At 59.4% G+C, this 19,890-nt stretch carries 16 protein-coding genes; 6 read left to right on the plus strand and 10 right to left on the minus strand.

Features of this window, described 5'->3' with window-relative positions; translation table 11 throughout:
- Positions 1-139: 139 nt before the first annotated feature.
- The gene (locus tag BXA01_RS05905) at positions 140-1,012 is read left to right on the plus strand and encodes a LysR family transcriptional regulator (protein ID WP_076563556.1); all 873 of its coding nucleotides are present in this window, start codon (positions 140-142) and stop codon (positions 1,010-1,012) included.
- A 124-nt stretch (positions 1,013-1,136) separates the two neighbouring features.
- On the opposite strand, the gene BXA01_RS05910 is transcribed toward BXA01_RS05905, so the two are convergent.
- Entirely contained in the window at positions 1,137-2,003 is an 867-nt protein-coding gene (locus tag BXA01_RS05910) for a LysR substrate-binding domain-containing protein (protein WP_076563557.1), read from the minus strand.
- Between the two features lie 113 nt (positions 2,004-2,116).
- On the opposite strand from BXA01_RS05910, the gene BXA01_RS05915 reads away from it, so the two are divergent.
- Positions 2,117-3,226, plus strand: a complete 1,110-nt coding sequence (locus tag BXA01_RS05915; RefSeq protein ID WP_076563558.1) for a 2-aminoethylphosphonate--pyruvate transaminase — start codon at positions 2,117-2,119, stop codon at positions 3,224-3,226.
- Positions 3,227-3,363: 137 nt separating this feature from the next.
- Positions 3,364-4,191 (plus strand): phosphonoacetaldehyde hydrolase, encoded by an 828-nt coding sequence (gene phnX, locus BXA01_RS05920; protein ID WP_041477139.1) that lies wholly within the window; start codon positions 3,364-3,366, stop codon positions 4,189-4,191.
- An 88-nt stretch (positions 4,192-4,279) separates the two neighbouring features.
- On the opposite strand, the gene BXA01_RS05925 is transcribed toward phnX, so the two are convergent.
- Positions 4,280-4,621, minus strand: a complete 342-nt coding sequence (locus BXA01_RS05925) for a hypothetical protein (protein WP_157115955.1) — start codon at positions 4,619-4,621, stop codon at positions 4,280-4,282.
- Positions 4,622-4,631: 10 nt separating this feature from the next.
- On the opposite strand from BXA01_RS05925, the gene BXA01_RS27405 reads away from it, so the two are divergent.
- Entirely contained in the window at positions 4,632-5,069 is a 438-nt protein-coding gene (locus tag BXA01_RS27405) for a collagen-like protein (RefSeq protein ID WP_269457453.1), read from the plus strand.
- A gap of 141 nt (positions 5,070-5,210) precedes the next feature.
- On the opposite strand, the gene BXA01_RS05935 is transcribed toward BXA01_RS27405, so the two are convergent.
- Positions 5,211-6,134, minus strand: coding sequence for a 1-aminocyclopropane-1-carboxylate deaminase/D-cysteine desulfhydrase (locus BXA01_RS05935; RefSeq protein ID WP_076563560.1), 924 nt, complete (start codon positions 6,132-6,134; stop codon positions 5,211-5,213).
- Between the two features lie 162 nt (positions 6,135-6,296).
- Complete coding sequence (locus tag BXA01_RS05940; RefSeq protein WP_076563561.1) at positions 6,297-8,336, minus strand: NADPH-dependent 2,4-dienoyl-CoA reductase; 2,040 nt, start codon at positions 8,334-8,336, stop codon at positions 6,297-6,299.
- A 209-nt stretch (positions 8,337-8,545) separates the two neighbouring features.
- Here BXA01_RS05940 and BXA01_RS05945 point away from each other — a divergent pair, with 209 nt between their 5' ends.
- The gene (locus BXA01_RS05945; RefSeq protein ID WP_076563562.1) at positions 8,546-9,676 is read left to right on the plus strand and encodes a nitrilase-related carbon-nitrogen hydrolase; all 1,131 of its coding nucleotides are present in this window, start codon (positions 8,546-8,548) and stop codon (positions 9,674-9,676) included.
- A 3-nt stretch (positions 9,677-9,679) separates the two neighbouring features.
- Positions 9,680-10,720 carry an AraC family transcriptional regulator gene (locus tag BXA01_RS05950; protein WP_076563563.1) on the plus strand — a complete coding sequence of 347 codons (1,041 nt, stop codon included), beginning with the start codon at positions 9,680-9,682 and terminating at the stop codon, positions 10,718-10,720.
- Between the two features lie 410 nt (positions 10,721-11,130).
- Here the strand turns inward: BXA01_RS05950 and BXA01_RS05955 are convergent, their stop codons facing one another.
- The 6 genes from BXA01_RS05955 to clpP all read right to left on the minus strand — a co-directional run bounded on the left by BXA01_RS05955 (position 11,131) and on the right by clpP (position 19,840).
- Positions 11,131-11,985 (minus strand): DUF2242 domain-containing protein, encoded by an 855-nt coding sequence (locus BXA01_RS05955; protein WP_041477151.1) that lies wholly within the window; start codon positions 11,983-11,985, stop codon positions 11,131-11,133.
- Positions 11,986-12,727: 742 nt separating this feature from the next.
- Positions 12,728-14,599 (minus strand): SurA N-terminal domain-containing protein, encoded by a 1,872-nt coding sequence (locus tag BXA01_RS05960; protein ID WP_076563564.1) that lies wholly within the window; start codon positions 14,597-14,599, stop codon positions 12,728-12,730.
- A 227-nt stretch (positions 14,600-14,826) separates the two neighbouring features.
- The gene (locus BXA01_RS05965) at positions 14,827-15,099 is read right to left on the minus strand and encodes an HU family DNA-binding protein (RefSeq protein WP_016775333.1); all 273 of its coding nucleotides are present in this window, start codon (positions 15,097-15,099) and stop codon (positions 14,827-14,829) included.
- A 149-nt stretch (positions 15,100-15,248) separates the two neighbouring features.
- Positions 15,249-17,645, minus strand: coding sequence for an endopeptidase La (gene lon, locus BXA01_RS05970; RefSeq protein ID WP_016775334.1), 2,397 nt, complete (start codon positions 17,643-17,645; stop codon positions 15,249-15,251).
- A 163-nt stretch (positions 17,646-17,808) separates the two neighbouring features.
- Complete coding sequence (gene clpX, locus BXA01_RS05975) at positions 17,809-19,092, minus strand: ATP-dependent Clp protease ATP-binding subunit ClpX (RefSeq protein ID WP_016775335.1); 1,284 nt, start codon at positions 19,090-19,092, stop codon at positions 17,809-17,811.
- Between the two features lie 112 nt (positions 19,093-19,204).
- Positions 19,205-19,840 (minus strand): ATP-dependent Clp endopeptidase proteolytic subunit ClpP, encoded by a 636-nt coding sequence (gene clpP / locus BXA01_RS05980; RefSeq protein WP_016775336.1) that lies wholly within the window; start codon positions 19,838-19,840, stop codon positions 19,205-19,207.
- Between the last annotated feature and the right edge of the window lie 50 nt (positions 19,841-19,890).

A 19,890-nucleotide genomic window follows, 5' to 3' on the forward strand; every position in this document is an offset into this window, starting at 1 on the left:
CGCACAGGCTCATGGGCCAGCGCTGCTGTTCGACCGAGCAGTCAGCGATGGCGTGAGCCGATCAAAGCAATTACTGTTTAATAAATAAAATCGATTTATCGTATTTCACACATAAGCCGAGCTTGTTACTGGAGCCACCATGTCTGTCTCTCACGCCCAACTCAAAGCGTTTCACGCGGTGGCCGTCCATGGCAGCTTCACCCGCGCCGCCGAGCGGCTTTATCTGACGCAACCAGCGATTTCCGACCAGGTACGCAAACTCGAAGAACGCTTCGGCGTGCTGCTGTTTCACCGCAATAAACGTTCCGTACGCCTGACCGATCTTGGCGAGCGCCTGCTGGCGATCACCCAGCGCCTGTTCGTGATCGAAGCCGAAGCGCAGGAATTACTGCAGGAATCCCAGGCCCTGCAAACCGGCAGCCTGATTCTCGCAGTGGATGCGCCGATCCACGTGTTGCCGCAGATCGCACGGTTCTGCGAGCGCTACCCGGGCATCAGCGTGAAAATCGAGACCGGCAATACCGATGAATCGCTGTTTCGCCTGTTCAACTATCAGGCCGATCTGGCGCTGCTCGGCCGCGACGTAACCGATGAACGCTTGCTGTGTGTGCCGTTGCGCAACGATCCGATGGTGGCGTTCGTTTCGCGCAATCATCCGTGGGCCGAGCGCGAATCGATCTGTCTGGCCGATCTGGATGACACGCCACTGGTGCTGCGTGAGATCGGTTCGGTGACCCGGCAGACACTGGAAGAGGAAATGGCCCGAGCGGGCTTGCGCATTCGCCCGGCAATTCAGGTTGAAGGTCGGGAAGCGGCGCGCGAAGCCGTGGTAGTGGGGATCGGGGTTGGTGTGGTTTCAGCGGCGGAGTTCGGTGCCGACTCACGGGTCTGCGCGTTGCCGATCACCGATTGCACGAGGCGCCTGACCGAAACCCTGGTGTGCTTGCGCGAACAGAGTTCGCGGCGGGTGGTGGCGACGTTTCTCGATATGGTTCGCGAGAGCCTGAGCTGACTCACTCCCTGTCCTGATCGTTCCCACGCTCTGCGTGGGAATGCCTCAACGGACGCTCCGCGTTCGGCTTTGGATGGGACGCAGAGCGTCCCGGGCTGCGTTCCCACGCAGAGCGTGGGAACGATCATGGTGCGGCTGGCGCCAGATCAAAAAACGCCTGAATCAAGCGCAACTCGCGCCGGCGCTCCATGCAGCCAATCATGTGCCGGTTCACCAGCCCTTCCCCGGCAATCGGGATCGCCACAACGCGCGGGTCATGACTGACCTCCACCGATGACACCACACCGACACCCAACTCGGCCGCGACCGCTTCGGTCACCGCCTCGCGACTGTCCAGCTCCAGCAACACCCGCGGCTGAATCGACGCATGTGTACACGCTTGATCAAACGTGCGCCGGGTAATCGAAGTCGGCTCGCGCAGAACCATGATCACTTGGTCCAGCTCCTTGAGTTTTACGTCAGAGGAGCGATTCGCCCAGCGATGCCCCGCCGGCACCAACGCGCAGATCCGCGATTCGCTCAGCGCTTGCAGATGCAGGCCCTTGCGCGGCTCGACCTCGGTCAGCACCGCGACATCGGCGTGTTCCGACAACAGCGCCGCCAGGGTTTCCTGCGCGTTGCCCAGACGCAGGTTGACCGTGATGCCCGGATAGCGTGCGCGCAGGCTCGCCAGCATCGGCATGACCATGTGCGGCCCATCCGCCGCCACCTCCAAACGCCCGGTCAGTAACTGCCGATTGGCCTCAAGCAGCGTCTGCGCTTCTTCCGCCAGACCGAACATGGCGCGGGTGATCGCCGCCAGTTTGGTGCCCTCCTCGGTCAGTTCCACCCGTCGCGCGGTGCGCCGCAGCAAGGTGATCTGGTAGTGCTCTTCCAGTGCCTTGATGTGTCCGGTGACCGCCGGCTGGCTGATGAACAACCGCGCAGCCGCGCGGGTGAAGCTGCCTTCGCGGGCCACGGCATCGAAGGCGCGCAGCTGAAACAGATTCATGGATAACCCTCACTGATGGCTGGCATAACAACAAACAATTTGATTGATGCAGCGGCGAATTGCAACGTAGGCCCCGTAGCTTCATCCCACAGCGTTTTCGCGAGGACACACGAATGAGTACCGCCGCACCGATTCTGCTCACTCCCGGCCCGTTGACCACTTCGGCCCGCACCCGTCAGGCCATGATGGTCGACTGGGGTTCGTGGGATGACCGCTTCAACCAGCTGACCGCCAGCCTGTGCGAGCAATTGCTGGCCATCCTCGACGGCGCCGCCAGCCACCATTGCGTACCGTTACAGGGCAGCGGCACCTTCGCCGTCGAAGCGGCGATCGGCACGCTGGTACCGCGCGACGGCAAAATCCTCGTGCTGATCAACGGCGCGTACGGCAAGCGTCTGGCGAAGATCTGCGAAGTGCTCGGCCGCTCGTTCAGCACCTTCGAAACCGCCGAAGACGAACCGACCACCGCCGCTGACGTCGACCGCTTGCTGCGCGCCGACGCTGACATCACCCACGTGGCGCTGATCCACTGCGAAACCAGCACCGGCATTCTCAATCCGCTGGCCGAGATCGCCGAGGTCGTGGCGCAACACGGCAAACGTCTGATCATCGACGCCATGAGTTCTTTCGGCGCATTGCCGGTGGACGCGCAAAAAGTGCCGTTCGACGCGCTGATCGCCGCCTCCGGCAAATGCCTGGAAGGTGTACCGGGGATGGGTTTTGTCTTCGCCCGCAAGGAATCGCTGGCCGCCGCGGCTGGCAACTCGCACTCGCTGGCGATGGACCTGTACGACCAGCACGCCTACATGATGAAAACCGGGCAATGGCGCTTCACCCCGCCCACCCATGTGGTCGCGGCGCTGCACGAAGCGTTGCTGCAATACCGCGAAGAAGGCGGTCTGCCGGCGCGGCATGCGCGTTATGCCGCCAACTGTCAGGCGCTGATGGAAGAGATGAACAAGCTCGGCTTGCGCAGCTTCCTGCCGGCGGCGATTCAGGCGCCGATCATCGCCACTTTCCATGCCCCGCAGGATCCGCGTTACCAGTTCAAGGACTTCTATGAGCGGGTCAAGGCCAAGGGTTACATCCTCTACCCCGGCAAGCTGACCCAGGTCGAAACTTTCCGCGTCGGCTGCATCGGCCACGTCACCCCGGACGAAATGCGCCAGGCCGTAGCAGCGGTGGGTGAAGTGCTGCGCGAGATGGAAGTGCTCGACATCTGAGCCCCACCAAAAATCCCCTGTGGGAGCGAGCCTGCTCGCGAAAGCGTCGTCCCAGGCGACACATGCGCTGTCAGACCGCTTTCGCGAGCAGGCTCGCTCCCACATTTGAACTGCATTACAACTCAGGAATTCATGCCATGAACTACACCAATCCAAGCAAGCTGCAAGCCGCGATCCTCGACTGGGCCGGTACCGTGGTCGATTTCGGCTCGTTCGCGCCGACGCAGATCTTCGTCGAAGCCTTCGCCGAGTTCGATGTGCAGGTGTCGATTGAAGAGGCCCGTGGGCCGATGGGCATGGGCAAGTGGGATCACATCCGCACCCTCTGTGATCAGCCGCAAGTGGCCGAGCGTTATCGCAAGGTATTCGGTCGCACGCCGACCGACGATGACGTCACCGCTATCTACAACCGCTTCATGCCGTTGCAGATCGAGAAAATCGCCGAGCACTCGGCACTGATTCCCGGCGCGCTGGACGCCATCGCCCAACTGCGCGCGCAAGGGATCAAGATCGGTTCCTGCTCCGGCTACCCGAAAGCGGTGATGGACAAAGTCGTCGAACTCGCCGCCAGCAACGGCTACGTCGCCGACCACGTGGTCGCCACCGACGAAGTGCCCAACGGTCGTCCATGGCCGGCGCAAGCGTTGGCCAACGTGATCGCTCTGGGCATCGACGATGTTGCAGCGTGCGTGAAGATCGACGACACCGTGCCGGGCATTCTCGAAGGCCGTCGGGCCGGCATGTGGACGGTTGCGCTGATTTGCTCGGGCAACGCGCTGGGTCTGGACTACGAGGGTTTCCGCGCGCTGGGCAGCGATGAACTGGCCAGCGAGCGCAAGCGCATCCACGCGCTGTTTGAAAGCTCGCGCCCGCATTACATGATCGACACTATCAGCGATCTGCCGGAAGTGATCGCCGACATCAACAAGCGTCTGGCCAACGGGGAGATGCCGCAAAACGCCTGAGGCCGATAACCGGAACACCGCTGATCCATGACAATCAGCGGTGTTTTTTTTTGCACTGTCTTAAATAAATATATTGCCCGGTTATTACTTACTCTGAAACAAGGTTGCCTTCTGCGTCGTACGCACTACCATCGGGATGTTTAACACTTCCGTCAGGCAATTGTTCAGTACCATCTTCCCAGACAATACGGCCATCCGGATATTCAACGGTATTATCAGACCACACGATTCGCCCGTCCGGATACTCTACCCGGCCGTCGTCATATTGAATGATGCCGTCGGGACGCTTGATCGAAGTCTTATCAACGTCAATCACGCTACCGTCAGGCAGTGTGGTCGAACCATCGACATTGACGGTCGCACCGAGTGTTTGAATCAGCGTAATCAAGGCCACCGGATCGATGTTGATGTTAAGGGTCGGCCATGGCATTGGCGGACGCTTGGTATCGACCGGCACTACTGGCGCGGTCGGCGCCACTGGTCTGGTTGGCGCTACCGGTTTGGTTGGCGCCACTGGTTTGGTCGGTGCTACTGGCTTGGTTGGCGCCACTGGCTTGGTCGGCGCTACCGGTTTGGTTGGTGCTACTGGTTTGGTCGGTGCCACTGGTTTGGTTGGTGCTACTGGTTTGGTCGGTGCCACTGGTTTGGTTGGTGCTACTGGCTTGGTTGGTGCTACTGGTTTGGTCGGTGCTACGGGTTTGGTTGGCGCCACTGGCTTTGGTGTAGTGGTAGTGGGGCGAGGCTTGGAGATCGGACTTTTCATATTCACACTCAAATTTACAAATATAATTATGATCTTTAATAACAAACTAAAGAGCCGAACCAACAATAATCACGCACAACAAACTATTCAAACCAAAAGAACCTACAAGATATAAGCAACATAGAGTTACGCCCACAGACCAACGCACACCAACAACTTTAAATAAGCAGAAATAATAAACCATACAAATAAGACTTTTGTGTGTTGCAAATATCATTACGCCGAAACGCTGGCATGTACTGATCGCGTCCATCGGCTATGTCATTGCAAATCCGCGTCGCCCCTGCAAGCCCCCCGTGTGGATAAAGATCAGACGCGTGCCGATGGCAAATTCGCCTGCTTCGACATGCTGCTTGAGCGCCAGCAAGGCCTTGCCGGTGTACAGCGGTTCAAAAGGGATACCGCTGGCTTGCTCGGTCTCATCGATGAAGGTCAGCAACGCCTCGTCAACTTTGGCGAAACCACCACGGCTGGCGTCGATCAGTTGATAGTCTGCCGCAGGCTCGGTGGCGTGCGCGAGGATCGACTCGATGTTCGGCGCTACGCCGTGATCATCCGGTACCGCCAGCGCGCCATACAATGAGCGCTGGCCTTTCTCGGCGAGCGCCAGCCCGGCCAGTGTCGTGCCAGTGCCACAGGCCAGCCACCAGGCGTCGAAATCATCCCAGCCGAGCTTGGCCAATTGCTCTTCGGCCTGCTGCCTGATCGCTGCGCAACCCAGTGCGCCGGCCAGTCCACCACCGCCCTCGGGCACTGCACGCAGCGTCGGATATTGCGCTTGCCATGGCGTCCAGAATCCCGCTTCGTGCCGCGCGCGATAGCCGGCGTAACCGAGCCAATGCAACTGCATGTCAAACGCTTGCAGATCCCGCACTGTCGGCGTGTCCTGCGGGTGCCCGCGCAGCAGTCCCACGGTTTTGAAACCCAGCCGTTTGCCCGCCGCCGCCAGCGCGTGCAGATGATTGGAATGTGCACCACCGAGACTGATGATGCCCTCGGCGCCGGCACGCTCGGCGGCTTTGAGGTGTTCGACGAGTTTGAACCACTTGTTGCCGCTGATCAGCGGGTCGATGCGGTCCAGGCGCAGGATCGCGACCTCGATGCCGGCGTCTGCCAGCCAGTCTAGACGGAGCGGTTCGAGGGGGGCTTGGGCTAGCCAGTCGGGGGGAGGCAAAAGCATAAATGCCGGCTCTGTTTGCAGAGCCGGCATCTTAACAGCAGTCGCAAAAAACCTGCTGTTTGCAAGCGAACCTGCTCGTGAAGGCGTCGTGTCAGGCGAAATCTTCGTAGCTGACGCTCCGCTTTCGCGAGCAGACTCGCTCCCGCAGGTGATGCGGTGTGTTTACAACTCAGCCGCCAGCCGCGAACCCTGATTGATCGCCCGCTTGGCGTCCAGCTCCGCCGCGACATCCGCGCCGCCGATCAAGTGCACGTTCTGCCCGGCTTCAACCAGACCGTCGTGCAACTCACGCAACGGATCCTGCCCCGCGCAGATCACGATGTTGTCCACCGCCAGCAGTTGCGGCTCACCGCTTTCGCCGATGCGAATGTGCAAGCCTTGGTCATCGATGCTCAGGTATTCGACGCTGTTGAGCATCTGCACCTGCTTGTTCTTCAGACCGGTGCGATGAATCCAGCCGGTGGTTTTGCCCAGACCGTCGCCGACCTTGGTCTTCTTGCGCTGCAACAGGAACACCTCACGGGCCGGCGCATGCGGTGCCGCTTTGATGCACGCCACACCACCACGGGCCTCCAGTTGCGTGTCGATGCCCCACTCTTTCCAGAACGCCGCGCGATCCAGACTGGTGGCTACGCCTTGATGAACGAGAAATTCCGAGACATCGAAACCGATCCCGCCAGCACCGATTACCGCGACACGCTTGCCGACCGGTTTGCGCTCGAGGATCACGTCCAGATAACTCAGCACCTTGGCATTCTCGACGCCCGGAATCGCCGGCACGCGCGGGGCGATACCGGTGGCGAGAATGATTTCGTCGTAGCCGCCTTCAACCAACTTGGCCACGTCGACGCGGGTGTTCAGGCACACCTCGACATTCGTCGTTTGCAGTTTGCGGTTGAAGTAGCGCAGGGTTTCGAAAAACTCTTCCTTGCCCGGTACGCGCTTGGCAATGTTGAACTGGCCACCGATCTCACTGGCCGAATCGAACAACGTCACCTGATGACCGCGCTCGGCGGCCACGGTGGCGGCAGACAAGCCGGCAGGACCGGCACCGACCACGGCGATTTTCTTGATCTGCTGCACCGGCAGGTAATTGAGTTCGGTCTCGTGGCAGGCACGCGGGTTGACCAGGCAACTGGTGAGCTTGCCGCCAAAGGTGTGGTCGAGGCACGCTTGGTTGCAGCCGATGCAGGTGTTGATTTCGTCGGCGCGGCCTTCGGCGGCTTTGTTGACGAAGTCCGGATCGGCGAGGAATGGTCGGGCCATGGAGACCATGTCGGCATCGCCCTCGGCAAGAATCTGCTCGGCAATTTCCGGGGTATTGATGCGGTTGGTGGTGATCAGCGGAATACTCACAGAGCCGCGCAACTTGGCCGTGACCTTGCTGAACGCTGCACGCGGAACCTTGGTGGCGATGGTCGGAATCCGCGCTTCGTGCCAGCCGATACCGGTGTTGATGATGGTCGCGCCCGCCTGTTCGATGGCTTTGGCCAGCATGACGATTTCATCCCAGGTGCTGCCACCTTCGACCAGATCGAGCATCGACAGGCGGAAGATGATGATGAAATTCGGCCCGACCGCTTCGCGCACACGACGGACAATTTCTACCGGCAGGCGCATGCGGTTTTCGTAGCTGCCACCCCAGCGGTCGGTGCGGTGGTTGGTGTGCGCGGCGAGGAACTGGTTAATGAAGTAACCTTCCGAACCCATGATCTCGACGCCGTCGTATTCGGCGGTTTGCGCCAATACCGAGCAGGTGACGAAATCGCTGATCTGCTTTTCGATGCCCTCTTCGTCCAGCTCTTTGGGCTTGAACGGGTTGATCGGCGCTTGAATCGCGCTCGGTGCTACCTGTTTCGGGCTGTAGGCATAGCGGCCGGCGTGGAGAATCTGCATGCAGATCTTGCCACCCGCCTCGTGCACCGCGCGGGTGACGATGCGGTGCTTGAGCGCCTCTTCCTCAGTTGTGAGCTTGGCCGCGCCGGAATAGACGCCGCCCTCGTCATTCGGGCCGATGCCGCCGGTGACCATCAGGCCGACACCGCCACGGGCACGTTCGGCGAAGTACGCCGCCATGCGCTCGAAGCCACCCGGCTTTTCTTCCAGGCCGGTGTGCATCGAGCCCATAAGGGTGCGGTTGCGCAGCGTGGTGAATCCCAGGTCCAGCGGGGCCAGCAAATGCGGGTAATGAGCGGCGGTCATCGGTAACTCCACAACGAGCGATCACGGAAAAAGTTGCGGGAGCTCTGCGTCCCCCGTCAGTCATGTTCGACAGACTAAGAGTCGCACCGCTGTCACTCAATGACCGTAACTGACAAGTTATTGATCCAAATGCGCAGCGGCCCTTGGCAATCAGGGCCATGGGCCCTACCCTAGGCGCCACACTCTGTACCCGGCTGTTGTTGGTTTTCATGCGCAAACTTCTGTATCTGTTTTTCTCCATGGCCCTTATTGCCGCCCTGACCACCTACGCCATGTGGGCGGCAGACCGGCCGGCGGGACATTACCTGTCGGACCTGCGCATCAAGCTCGCCGTCAATCAGGGCGCGCCCGGCGACCGTGGCAATCTGCTCGGCATCCAGCCCGAACTGTTCCCCACCGATTACCAAAGCTCCGCACGCCTGCACCGCAAGCTCGCGGCGTACCTGCAGCAGGCCCGCGATCAAGGCTTGCTCAATGAAAAAACCGTGGTGGTATTGCCCGAGCACGTCGGCACCTGGCTGATGATCAGCGGCGAGAAAGACGAGTTGTATCAGGCGCCAACGCTGGCGGAGGCAATGAACTGGCTGGCGGCGAGCAATCCGCTGTTGTTTGCCCGAGCGTGGCTGCGGGCCAAGGGCGAGCAACGGCTGGATGATGCTTATCTGCGGATGAAAGCCCAGGCCATGGCCAAGGATTACCAAACGCTGTTCGGCGGTCTGGCCAAGGAGTTCCAGGTCACCCTTGTAGCCGGCTCCATCGTGCTGCCGGAGCCAAGCATCCGCGACGGCCGGCTCAGGCCCGGCAGCGGCGCCCTGTTCAACAGCAGCGTGGTGTTTGGTCGCGACGGCGTGCCATTGGGCCAGCCGCAACGGCAGATGCATCCGATTTTCGATCAGCAAGGTGTGATTCAGGCCGAAGACAAACACGCAATCCAGGTCGTCGACACACCGGCCGGACGCTTGGGCATCCTGATCGGCAGTGACAGCTGGTATCCCGGCAACTACCGCACCCTCGATGAACAAGGCGCGCAACTGGTGGCCGTGCCGGCGCAGGTTATTGGTCAAGGCGCCTGGGACAAGCCATGGCGCGGCTACAAGGGTTCGAGCACGCCGGGCTCGGTCAGCCTCAAGCCCGGCGACCTCAGTGAAGGTCAGGCCTGGCACCGACTGACCCTCACCGCACAACCACCGAGCAGCCGCGCGATTGCCGGCGTCAGTGTGTTCATGCGCGGGCAGTTCTGGGACAAGTCGAGTACCGGCACAAGCTTCCTCAGCAGCAACGGCCAGCAGTTCGCCGATGGCGAGGCCCGTGGTGCGCGCTTGCTGAACGTCTGGCTGTAAACCATGAAGCCGCAGCCGATGCGCCTCGGGGATTTGTCGGTGGGTTTCGTCCATAGTCTGGCCGACGCCGTGCGCAGCCACGACGTCGATCCGCTGCCTCTGCTTGAACAATATGGCCTTGATGCAGCGCGACTGGCCGAGGCCGGGGCGCGCTTGTCGATCCCCCGATACATGCGCCTGGGCCATGCGGCGATTCAACTCACCGGTGACCCGGCTCTGGGCCTGCGCATGGGCCGAATGATCCGCTTGAATCAGGCCGGTCTAGCCGGCATCACTGCGGCGCAAGCGCCCACCGTGCGCGAGGCGGCCCGTTGCCTGACGCGCTTCGAGCCGCTTTACGGCTCGAACTATCGCGGGCAGTCCAGTTTCCACGAAGACGCCAACGGTGCGTGGCTGCGCTTCTACTCGATCAGCCCGTACAACGCCTATAACCGCTTCGTGGTCGACTCGATCCTCGCCGGCTGGCTGCATCAGTTGTCGAGCCTGTGCGGCGAAACGTTGCGCGCCGAGCGAATCGAAATCGAATTCGAAGCGCCGGATTACCGCGACGCCTACACAATGCTTGGCGACTGCCCGATCCAGTTCAGCGCCGAGCGCAACCAACTGCGCCTGAACCTGAGCAGTCTCGCCCTGCGCAACCCTGAACATTGCCCGAGCACCTGGCGACATCTGCTGCAATTGTGCGAGCGGGAGCTGGAACAACTGACCCGCACCCGCAGCCTGCGCGAGCGCATCACGCAATTGCTCGGCCCGTTGCTCAATGGCGGCCGTGAGCCGGATCTTGAAGAAGTTGCGGCACGCCTGAAACTGCCGACCTGGACCTTGCGGCGCAAGCTCACTGAGGAAGGCACGCAATTTCGCGCGATCCTCAATGACACACGCCGCGACCTGGCAATGACCTACATCCGCGACACCGAACTGGCGTTCGGCGAGATCGCCTACCTGCTCGGCTTCGCCTCAGCCGAAGCCTTCCAACGCGCATTCAAGCGCTGGAGCGGGCAGACGCCCGGCGAGTTCCGGCGCAGTCATCGCTCAGGAGCGTGAGGTGCAAGCTGCAAGCTGCAAGCGAGAGCGAGAGCCAAGCACAGCCCAAAGCTTAAAGCTTGAAGCTTGAAGCTTGAAGCTTGAAGCTTATAGTTCCGTCGCGTCGTCAGCCGGTTCTGGTTGATCCAGTTCAAAGGCCTGGTATTCAAGCAGTTCTTCCTGATACTCATCCATCGCATGAATCCCCCAACTGCTCGCTATGAAAATGGCCTGATCAATCGACCTGTGCCCCGAGCATAAAGTGCCCGTGTGAAGGAAAAGTGAAACGCGGCCTTCATGAATAAAACGTAGCAGGTGGTTGGGGATTTATCGCGGCGATGATGCCGCAGGTGTGTAACCAGATTTTAAGCCAACCCGAAAACCACTGTGGGAGCGAGCCTGCTCGCTCCCACAGGGTTTCGCTTGGTTTCTTATTGGCCCGACGCAGGCATCGCCGGAATCGGCTCGGATGGTGGCGGAATATCCGGGTTGGTCGGCGGGGTGATGGTTTCGCTGGCCGGCGCTGGCTCTTCCACGGGCGCTGGCGCAGGCGTAATCGGCGTCGACTCCGCTGGCGGTACCACCGGCTCGGAACTCACTGGCGCGGCTTCAACCGGGGCCGGTGCAGGTTCCGCAGCCGGCGCGGGGGCAGGTTCTGCTGCAGGTGTCGGCGCCAGAGGTGCAGGTGCAGGTGCCGCTTTTGGTTCTGGCACACCAAGATCGGCTTTCGGCTTTTCTTCGATGTGTGCAGCTTTCTTCGCATCGGCGGGCAGGAACTGCTCCACCAGTGTGAAGAAACGCTCGTAGAACTTCTGCGCAATGACCGTCTCACTGGCGACCTTGACCATCGAGTCGTCCGAGGAGCCGATCGGCATCGACACCGAGCCCAACACACCAACCCCGAGGCTGGCCGAGTTGTTGGTCTTCTTCAGCGCATAACGGTCCTGCAAGGCGTTGGCGAACACGGTCGCATGATGCCCGGCGCTGCCATCTTCGGCGCAGACCACGTTGAAGCTGATCTCGAGGTGCGTCTCGCCGGTCTGCTGGAAGCTCTTGTGCCCGCTGACCAGTTTGGGATCACTGCTGGTAATGATGTAGCCCTGACTGAGCAACGCGCGCCGGGCCGCTTCGCAACTGGCGGTGTCGGTTACCGGGTAATTGCGCGAAAAGGTGCCGGAGTCATCGAAGTTCTCATGCTCATAGATCGGCTTGTCCTTCGAACAACCGGCCACCGCAGTCAACAAAAGCGCCAGCCCGACAACACGCATGGGAGTGGAAATCAACATTGAACATCCTGAGGGAAAACAGTCCGGGGCGTATTGTGCAACAGATCGTCGCCCCATGGCGCATGGAATAGTGTCAAGAATCGGTTACAACTTTACCGGTCATGAGCGCCGGGAAAAAGCCGCGTGGACAAATGATCGATCAACGCGCGCAATTTCGCCGTGGCTTGTCGGCTCGACGGCCATAACACCCTAGCCGCCCGACGTGTTCTAAACGCCAAGGGACGGTGTACATCCAAGAATCAGGTCGGCTGTCAGGCCGCTTTCGCGAGCAGGCCCGCTCCCACAGAAAAGCAAAGCAGCGCAGCTGCCCGCGGCAAAGCCGCCCCACTCCACAATGAGCGCAAGCTCGAGTGCTTTTGATCTTGCTTTTGATCCACCGGCGACGTCGGAAGGCTGAGCGGAGGGATTGATCCGGGCGTGGGAGCGTAGCGACCGTCTGGCGCAGCCAGACACAGCGGAAGGAGGTGCAGCGAAGCAAACCGGAGCCGCTGCGCCCGGATCGATCCCGCAGCGAAGGAACCCGAGCCTGCGAGGGCCGAACGTAGGAGCAAGCCTTTTTGGGTACTTTTTCGGCGTCTGGAAAAAGTGCCTCGCCGTAAGGGCGAAACCGCCAGCCGCCGCACCCGAAGAAACGGATATTCACCCAAACCACCCAGAGCATGGCCGGCCCAAAGGCCGCCACGCCCCCAAAAAAAAGCCCCGACCAACCAGGCCGGGGCTCCTTCAAACGTCAGTCAAAAGATCAGAACCGCTCGATCTCCGCCTCAGCTTCCAACTGCTTGCGATACGCCGCAAAGTCCTGCTGCCCTTCACGGGAAGCCAGGAAGCGACGATATTGCGCCTTCTCTTCATCAGTCGGCGCGGCAGCTTCGTTAACACCGTTGAGTCGCACAACCATCAGACTGCCATCCGGCAACGTAACACTGGAGAACGTCGGCTTGTCCTTGGCAGCCGGCTTCGGCATACGGAACAGTGCCTGCAGCACAGCTGGATCAACCCCTTCCTGACCACGGGTGGCCGCTTCGGTGATCTTCCAGTTCTGGCCATCGATGGCCTTGTCCAGCGGCGCCTTGCCGTCGCGCAGATCAGCGATCAGCTTCTCGGCACGGGTCTTGGCCTCGGCACTGGCGTGCTCCTTGGTCAGTTGAGTACGGATCGCCGCGCTCACACTTTCCAGCGGCAGTTGCGCAGGCTTCAGGTGCTCCTTGGAACGCAGCACGATCACGGTTTCCGGATCCAGCTCGATGGCGGTGCTGTTGGCACCTTCATCAATCACTTCCGGGCTGAACGCGGCAGTGACCACGGCACGGTTGGCGGCAACACCTTCGCCACCTTCACGGCCGAACGGCTTGGAAGTGTGCACGGTCAGTTTCAGATCCGCTGCTGGCTGCGCCAGGTCAGAGGCTTCGAACGCCGAGTCTTCCAGTTGCTTGGTCGCCTCAACAAAACGCTGCTCGACCTGCGCGGCTTTCAGCTCGCGGGTCAGCTTGTCTTTCAGGCTGGCCAGGGTCGGCACTTCAGGCGCTTCCACGCCCAACAGCTTGATCAGGTGATAACCGAAGTCGGTACGAATCGGCTCGGACACCTGATCTTTCGACAAGGAGTACAGCGCTTTTTCGAAAGCCGGGTCGTAAACGCCAGGACCGGCATAACCGAGGTCACCACCATTGTTGGCGGAACCCGGATCCTGCGAGAACTCCTTGGCCAACGCTTCGAACTTCTCGCCCTTGGCCAGACGCGCCTGGACTTCGTCGATCTTCGCCTTGGCCTGCGCTTCGGTAGTCTTGTCGTTCACTTCGATGAGGATGTGCGCGGCACGACGCTGTTCCGACAGGTTGGCGATCTCTTTCTGGTAAGCCGCCTCAAGATCTTCATCCTTGACCGCAACCTGATCGAAGAACGACGATTTCTTCAGCTCGACGTAATCGATGATCACCTGATCCGGCGTCATGAATTCCTTGGCGTGCTCGTCGTAGTAAGCCTTGACCTCGTCATCGGTCAGCTTGACCGCAGACGGGTCGGCCTTGACGTTAAGAGTGGCGAAATCACGGGTCTGTTTTTCCAGACGGGCAAAAGCCAGCACTTCGGCGTCGGTGACGAAACCGCTGCCGGCAACACCAGCGCGCAACTGGCCGATGAGCATTTCCTGAGCCAGCATCTGGCGGAACTGCATGCGGCTGTAGCCCAGTTGACGGATCACCTGGTCGAAGCGCTCGGAGCTGAACTTGCCGTCGACCTGGAATTCAGGCGTTTGCAGGATCACTTGATCCAGCGCGGCTTCGGAGAACGAGAACTTCGCCTGTTCGGCGCCTTGCAGCAGCAACTTGCGGTCGATCAGGCCTTTAAGCGCCGATTCGCGCAGCATCTTTTCGTCGAGCAAGGAGGCATCGAAGTCCTTGCCCAGCTGTTGCATCAGCTGCCGGCGTTGCATATCAACGGCCTGGCTCAGCTCGTTCTGGCTGATTTCGTCACCATTGACCTTGGCCGCCTCGTTCTTGTGAGTCGTGGCCTGGAAAATGGCATCGAAACCGGTCAGGGCCATCAGTGCAACGATGACCCCGATAATGGTCTTGGCAATCCAGCCTTGTGAATTGTCCCTGATATTCTGCAGCATGCGTCCCCCAGAAACGGTTGAACTTCAATTTAGGCAACCGTGGAGCGTGGGTAGAATCCGGATAGAAGAAAGGCGCATCCGAGGATGCGCCTTCTCGTAACTGGCGGAGCGGACAGGGCTCGAACCCTCGATCCCGGCGTTACAGGTGCCTTTTTCAGCCACCTGCTCTACCGCTCCGCTGCCAAGTCAGGCTTGACCCCGACCCGGATGGGTAAAAACCTGGAAACTCAGTTAACAGCTTCTTTCAGCGCTTTACCGGCTTTGAAACCTGGCTTCTTGGCAGCCGGGATTTCCAGAGACTTGCCGGTTTGCGGGTTGCGACCGGTACGAGCCGGACGGTCAGTCACGGAGAAAGTACCGAAACCAACCAGAACAACGGAGTCGCCAGCCTTCAGAGCGCCAGTGACGGATTCGATTACAGCGTCCAGCGCACGGCCAGCAGCAGCTTTCGGGATATCAGCGGATGCAGCGATAGCATCAATCAGTTCCGACTTGTTCACTCTAAGTCCCCTTATATCTATTTTGAGATGTTTCTAAGTTTTTTGGTGAAAGCAAAAACGAGTGCTGAATGGCCTACAGACACTTAAGAGCCGCTTTATAACAAGGGCTCTAAAATGCTGTCAAGGAAAGCCCCCCAGGCTAAAACGTATTAATGCGTGCTAATTCTTTCCTTGGCATCAGACTCGCGTTTTTCGTCCTTGGCAACTATCTCCGGAGCCACATCCGGCAAGGGCTCCGGCGCGTATTGCAGCGCAATTTGCAGGACCTCGTCAATCCATTTAACCGGTTTGATCTGCAGATCCTGCTTGATATTGTCAGGAATCTCCTTCAGATCGCGGACGTTTTCTTCCGGAATAATCACAATCTTGATTCCGCCGCGATGTGCCGCCAGCAGTTTTTCTTTCAAACCGCCAATTGCCAGCACTTGCCCACGCAAAGTGATTTCACCGGTCATGGCGACGTCGGCGCGCACCGGAATACCGGTCAATGCCGAGACCAGTGCCGTGCACATTCCGACGCCAGCGCTAGGGCCGTCTTTCGGCGTAGCACCTTCCGGCATGTGAATGTGCGTGTCGCGCTTCTCGTGGAAGTCCAGCGGGATGCCCAGGCTCTTGGCGCGGCTGCGCACCACGGTCTGTGCGGCAGTGATCGATTCGACCATCACATCACCCAGCGAACCGGTCTTGATCAGTTGCCCTTTACCCGGAATCACTGCGGCTTCGATGGTCAGCAATTCGCCGCCAACCTGAGTCCACGCCAGGCCAGTCACCTGCCCCACCTGATCCTGTTGCTCGGCCAGGCCGTAGCGGAACTTACGCACGCCGAGGAAATGCTCGAGCAGATCAGCTGTCACTTTTACCGAGAAGCGTTTTTCCAGCGCATGCTCTTTGACTGCCTTGCGGCAGACCTTGGCGATCTGTCGCTCGAGCCCCCGCACGCCCGCTTCACGGGTGTAATAACGGATGATGTCGCGGATCGCTTCCTCATCGAATTCCAGCTCGCCCTTCTTCAAACCGTTAGCCGCGATCTGTTTCGGCGAGAGGTATTTCACCGCGATGTTGATCTTCTCGTCTTCGGTGTAACCCGGCAGACGGATGACTTCCATCCGGTCCAACAGCGCTGGCGGGATGTTCATCGAGTTCGAGGTGCACAGGAACATCACATCGGACAGGTCGTAATCGACTTCCAGATAGTGATCGTTGAAGTTGTGGTTTTGCTCAGGATCAAGCACTTCCAGCAACGCCGACGCCGGATCGCCACGCATATCGCTGCCCATTTTGTCGATTTCATCGAGCAGGAACAGCGGGTTGCGTACGCCCACCTTTGTCATCTTTTGAATCAATCTTCCCGGCATCGAACCGATGTAGGTCCGGCGGTGACCACGAATTTCCGCTTCGTCACGCACGCCGCCCAAGGCCATACGTACGAATTTACGGTTGGTGGCGTGGGCAATCGATTCCGCCAGCGAGGTTTTACCCACGCCTGGAGGACCGACCAGGCACAACACCGGGCCACGGATTTTCTTCACGCGCTTCTGCACGGCGAGGTATTCAAGGATGCGCTCCTTGACCTCTTCGAGGCCGTAGTGATCGGCGTCGAGAATGTCTTCTGCACGGGCCAGGTCGAGGCGTACTTTGCTTTGCGCCTTCCACGGCACCTGCACCAGCCAGTCGATGTAGGAACGCACCACAGTGGCTTCAGCCGACATCGGCGACATCTGCTTAAGCTTGTTCAGCTCAGCGGTGGCCTTGGCCAGCGCGTCTTTCGGCAGGCCGGCAGCATCGATGCGCTTTTTCAGCTCTTCGATTTCATTGTGGCCTTCGTCGCCGTCACCGAGTTCTTTCTGAATGGCCTTCATCTGCTCATTCAGGTAGTACTCGCGCTGGCTGCGCTCCATTTGCTTTTTGACGCGACCGCGAATGCGTTTTTCAACCTGGAGCAGGTCGATTTCGGCATCCAGCAGCGCCAGCACGTGCTCGACACGCGCCGACAGATCGATAATCTCGAGGATTTCCTGCTTCTGCTCGATTTTCAGCGCCATGTGCGCGGCCATGGTGTCGACCAGACGACCCGGCTCATCGATGCTGTTGAGTGACGACAGGACTTCAGCCGGTACCTTCTTGCCCAGCTGGACATATTGTTCGAACTGCGAAAGCAGTGTGCGCACGAAGACTTCCGACTCGCGCTCAGCGGCGTCGACTTCTTCGATCAACGAGACTTCGGCGCGGCAATGGCCATCGACTTCGCTGAAGCGTTCGACGGTGCCACGCTGCTCGCCTTCGACCAGAACCTTGACAGTGCCATCAGGCAGCTTCAGCAGTTGCAGTACCGTGGCAATCGTACCTACGCGATAGAGAGCGTCTTCACCGGGATCATCGTCAGCCGGGTTTCTCTGGGCCAGCAGCAGAATCTGCTTGTCACCCGTCATCGCGGCCTCGAGGGCTTCGATGGATTTCTCGCGCCCCACGAACAGCGGGATAACCATGTGCGGATAAACCACGACATCACGCAATGGCAGGAGAGGCAATTCGATGGTTGTCTTCATGATTTCGCCTCTACGGCGGCCGTATGGCCGTAATCAGATGGAATTAAGCTTGAAACCAAGATGGGGGCTGCCTCGAAAAAAAACAAGCGCAAAGCGGAGGTAAAAAACGACTTAAAAAAAAAGAGGCCCGAAGGCCCCTTCCTTGTTGCGGCGCTGTGAACGCTTACGCGTCCGGCGCTGCCTTGGCCGTCGGCTCACTGTTTTCGTAGATATACAGTGGCTTGGACTTGCCTTCGATCACGCTTTCATCGATCACGACTTTGCTCACCTCGGACTGCGAGGGGATTTCATACATCGTGTCGAGCAATACACCTTCGAGAATCGAACGCAGGCCACGGGCACCGGTTTTACGTTCCAGGGCACGCTTGGCGACCGATTTCAGCGCGTCGGAACGGAATTCCAGATCCACGCCTTCCATCTCGAACAGCTTGGCATACTGTTTGGTCAGAGCATTTTTCGGCTCGGTGAGGATTTGCATCAGCGCAGCCTCGTCGAGCTCGTCCAGTGTCGCCAGGACCGGCAGACGACCGACGAATTCCGGGATCAGACCGAACTTGACCAGATCGTCAGGCTCGACTTCACGCAGGGATTCACCGACTTTCTTGCCTTCTTCCTTGCTGCGCACTTCGGCATTGAAGCCGATGCCGCCTTTGGTGGAACGGTTCTGAATGACCTTTTCCAGGCCGGAGAACGCACCACCGCAGATGAACAGGATGTTACGGGTGTCGACCTGCAGGAATTCCTGCTGCGGATGCTTGCGGCCACCTTGCGGCGGTACCGAAGCGACCGTGCCTTCGATCAACTTGAGCAAGGCCTGCTGCACGCCTTCACCGGAAACATCGCGGGTGATCGACGGGTTGTCGGACTTGCGGGAAATCTTGTCGATTTCATCGATGTAGACAATGCCCATCTGGGCTTTCTCTACGTCGTAATCGCACTTCTGCAGCAGCTTCTGAATGATGTTCTCGACATCTTCACCCACGTAACCGGCCTCGGTGAGGGTAGTTGCGTCAGCGATGGTGAACGGAACGTTCAGCAAGCGGGCCAGTGTTTCGGCCAGCAGGGTTTTACCGGAGCCTGTCGGGCCGATCAGCAGGATGTTGCTCTTGCCGAGTTCGACGTCGTCAGCCTTTTTGTCACGCTGGTTCAGGCGCTTGTAGTGGTTGTACACCGCTACGGCCAAAACCTTTTTTGCACGCTCCTGACCAATGACGTACTGGTCAAGGATGCCGCTGATTTCTTTAGGCGAAGGCAATTTATGCGCGCTGCTTTCGGCCTGTGCTTCCTGCACCTCCTCGCGGATGATGTCATTACACAGGTCGACGCACTCGTCGCAGATAAAGACCGAGGGGCCGGCAATCAATTTGCGCACTTCATGCTGGCTTTTGCCACAGAAGGAGCAATAGAGCAGCTTGCCGTTGTCCTCGCCGTTGCGGGTGTCAGTCATTCGTTCGATCCAAATCCGATAGGCTTGCAACACAAGATGAAGGCTATTGCGGGCTTTTTCAAGCCCGCCGCTGATCGGACATGCCGATCAGGCCTGTTTTGCGCTGCTTATATTAAGCTGGACGCTGGTTGATCACTTCGTCGATCAGGCCGTATTCCTTCGCAGCTTCGGCACTCATGAAGTTGTCGCGATTGGTATCGCGCTCGATTTCTTCCAGAGTACGGCCGCTGTGCTTGGCCATCAGCATGTTCAGACGCTCGCGGATGAAGAGGATTTCCTTGGCGTGGATTTCGATGTCCGACGCCTGGCCCTGGAAACCGCCCAGTGGCTGGTGAATCATCACGCGCGAGTTCGGCAGGCAGAAACGCTTGCCCGGTGCACCTGCGGTGAGCAGGAATGCGCCCATGCTGCAGGCCTGACCGATGCAGGTGGTCGATACGTTCGGCTTGATGAACTGCATGGTGTCGTAGATCGACATGCCGGCAGTCACCGAACCGCCCGGCGAGTTGATGTACAGATGGATGTCCTTGTCCGGGTTTTCCGCTTCAAGGAACAGCAGTTGCGCACAGATCAGGTTGGCCATGTAGTCCTCTACCGGGCCCACCAGAAAGATCACTCGCTCCTTGAGCAGGCGCGAGTAGATGTCGTAGGCGCGTTCGCCACGAGCGGACTGCTCGACAACCATCGGGACCAGGCCGCCGGCGGCCTGGATATCAGAGTTCTGCTGAATATAAGAATTACGGAACATGCTCTGCAGTCGCTCCCAAATAGTTATGTCTTGAATACGCATAAGCCAGC

Source organism: Pseudomonas sp. B10, assembly GCF_900156235.1.
GTDB lineage: Bacteria > Pseudomonadota > Gammaproteobacteria > Pseudomonadales > Pseudomonadaceae > Aquipseudomonas > Aquipseudomonas siliginis.

Coding starts and splice junctions, on each gene's coding strand:
- BXA01_RS05915 (WP_076563558.1), top strand. CDS start 2,117: ATGAGTACCGCCGCACCGATTCTGCTCACTCCCGGCCCGTTGACCACT.
- BXA01_RS05910 (WP_076563557.1), bottom strand. CDS start 2,003: ATGAATCTGTTTCAGCTGCGCGCCTTCGATGCCGTGGCCCGCGAAGGC.
- BXA01_RS05950 (WP_076563563.1), top strand. CDS start 9,680: ATGAAGCCGCAGCCGATGCGCCTCGGGGATTTGTCGGTGGGTTTCGTC.
- BXA01_RS05940 (WP_076563561.1), bottom strand. CDS start 8,336: ATGACCGCCGCTCATTACCCGCATTTGCTGGCCCCGCTGGACCTGGGA.
- clpX (WP_016775335.1), bottom strand. CDS start 19,092: ATGACTGACACCCGCAACGGCGAGGACAACGGCAAGCTGCTCTATTGC.
- BXA01_RS05925 (WP_157115955.1), bottom strand. CDS start 4,621: ATGCCATGGCCGACCCTTAACATCAACATCGATCCGGTGGCCTTGATT.
- BXA01_RS05945 (WP_076563562.1), top strand. CDS start 8,546: ATGCGCAAACTTCTGTATCTGTTTTTCTCCATGGCCCTTATTGCCGCC.
- lon (WP_016775334.1), bottom strand. CDS start 17,645: ATGAAGACAACCATCGAATTGCCTCTCCTGCCATTGCGTGATGTCGTG.
- BXA01_RS05955 (WP_041477151.1), bottom strand. CDS start 11,985: ATGTTGATTTCCACTCCCATGCGTGTTGTCGGGCTGGCGCTTTTGTTG.
- BXA01_RS05960 (WP_076563564.1), bottom strand. CDS start 14,599: ATGCTGCAGAATATCAGGGACAATTCACAAGGCTGGATTGCCAAGACC.
- BXA01_RS05905 (WP_076563556.1), top strand. CDS start 140: ATGTCTGTCTCTCACGCCCAACTCAAAGCGTTTCACGCGGTGGCCGTC.
- BXA01_RS05935 (WP_076563560.1), bottom strand. CDS start 6,134: ATGCTTTTGCCTCCCCCCGACTGGCTAGCCCAAGCCCCCCTCGAACCG.
- clpP (WP_016775336.1), bottom strand. CDS start 19,840: ATGTTCCGTAATTCTTATATTCAGCAGAACTCTGATATCCAGGCCGCC.
- phnX (WP_041477139.1), top strand. CDS start 3,364: ATGAACTACACCAATCCAAGCAAGCTGCAAGCCGCGATCCTCGACTGG.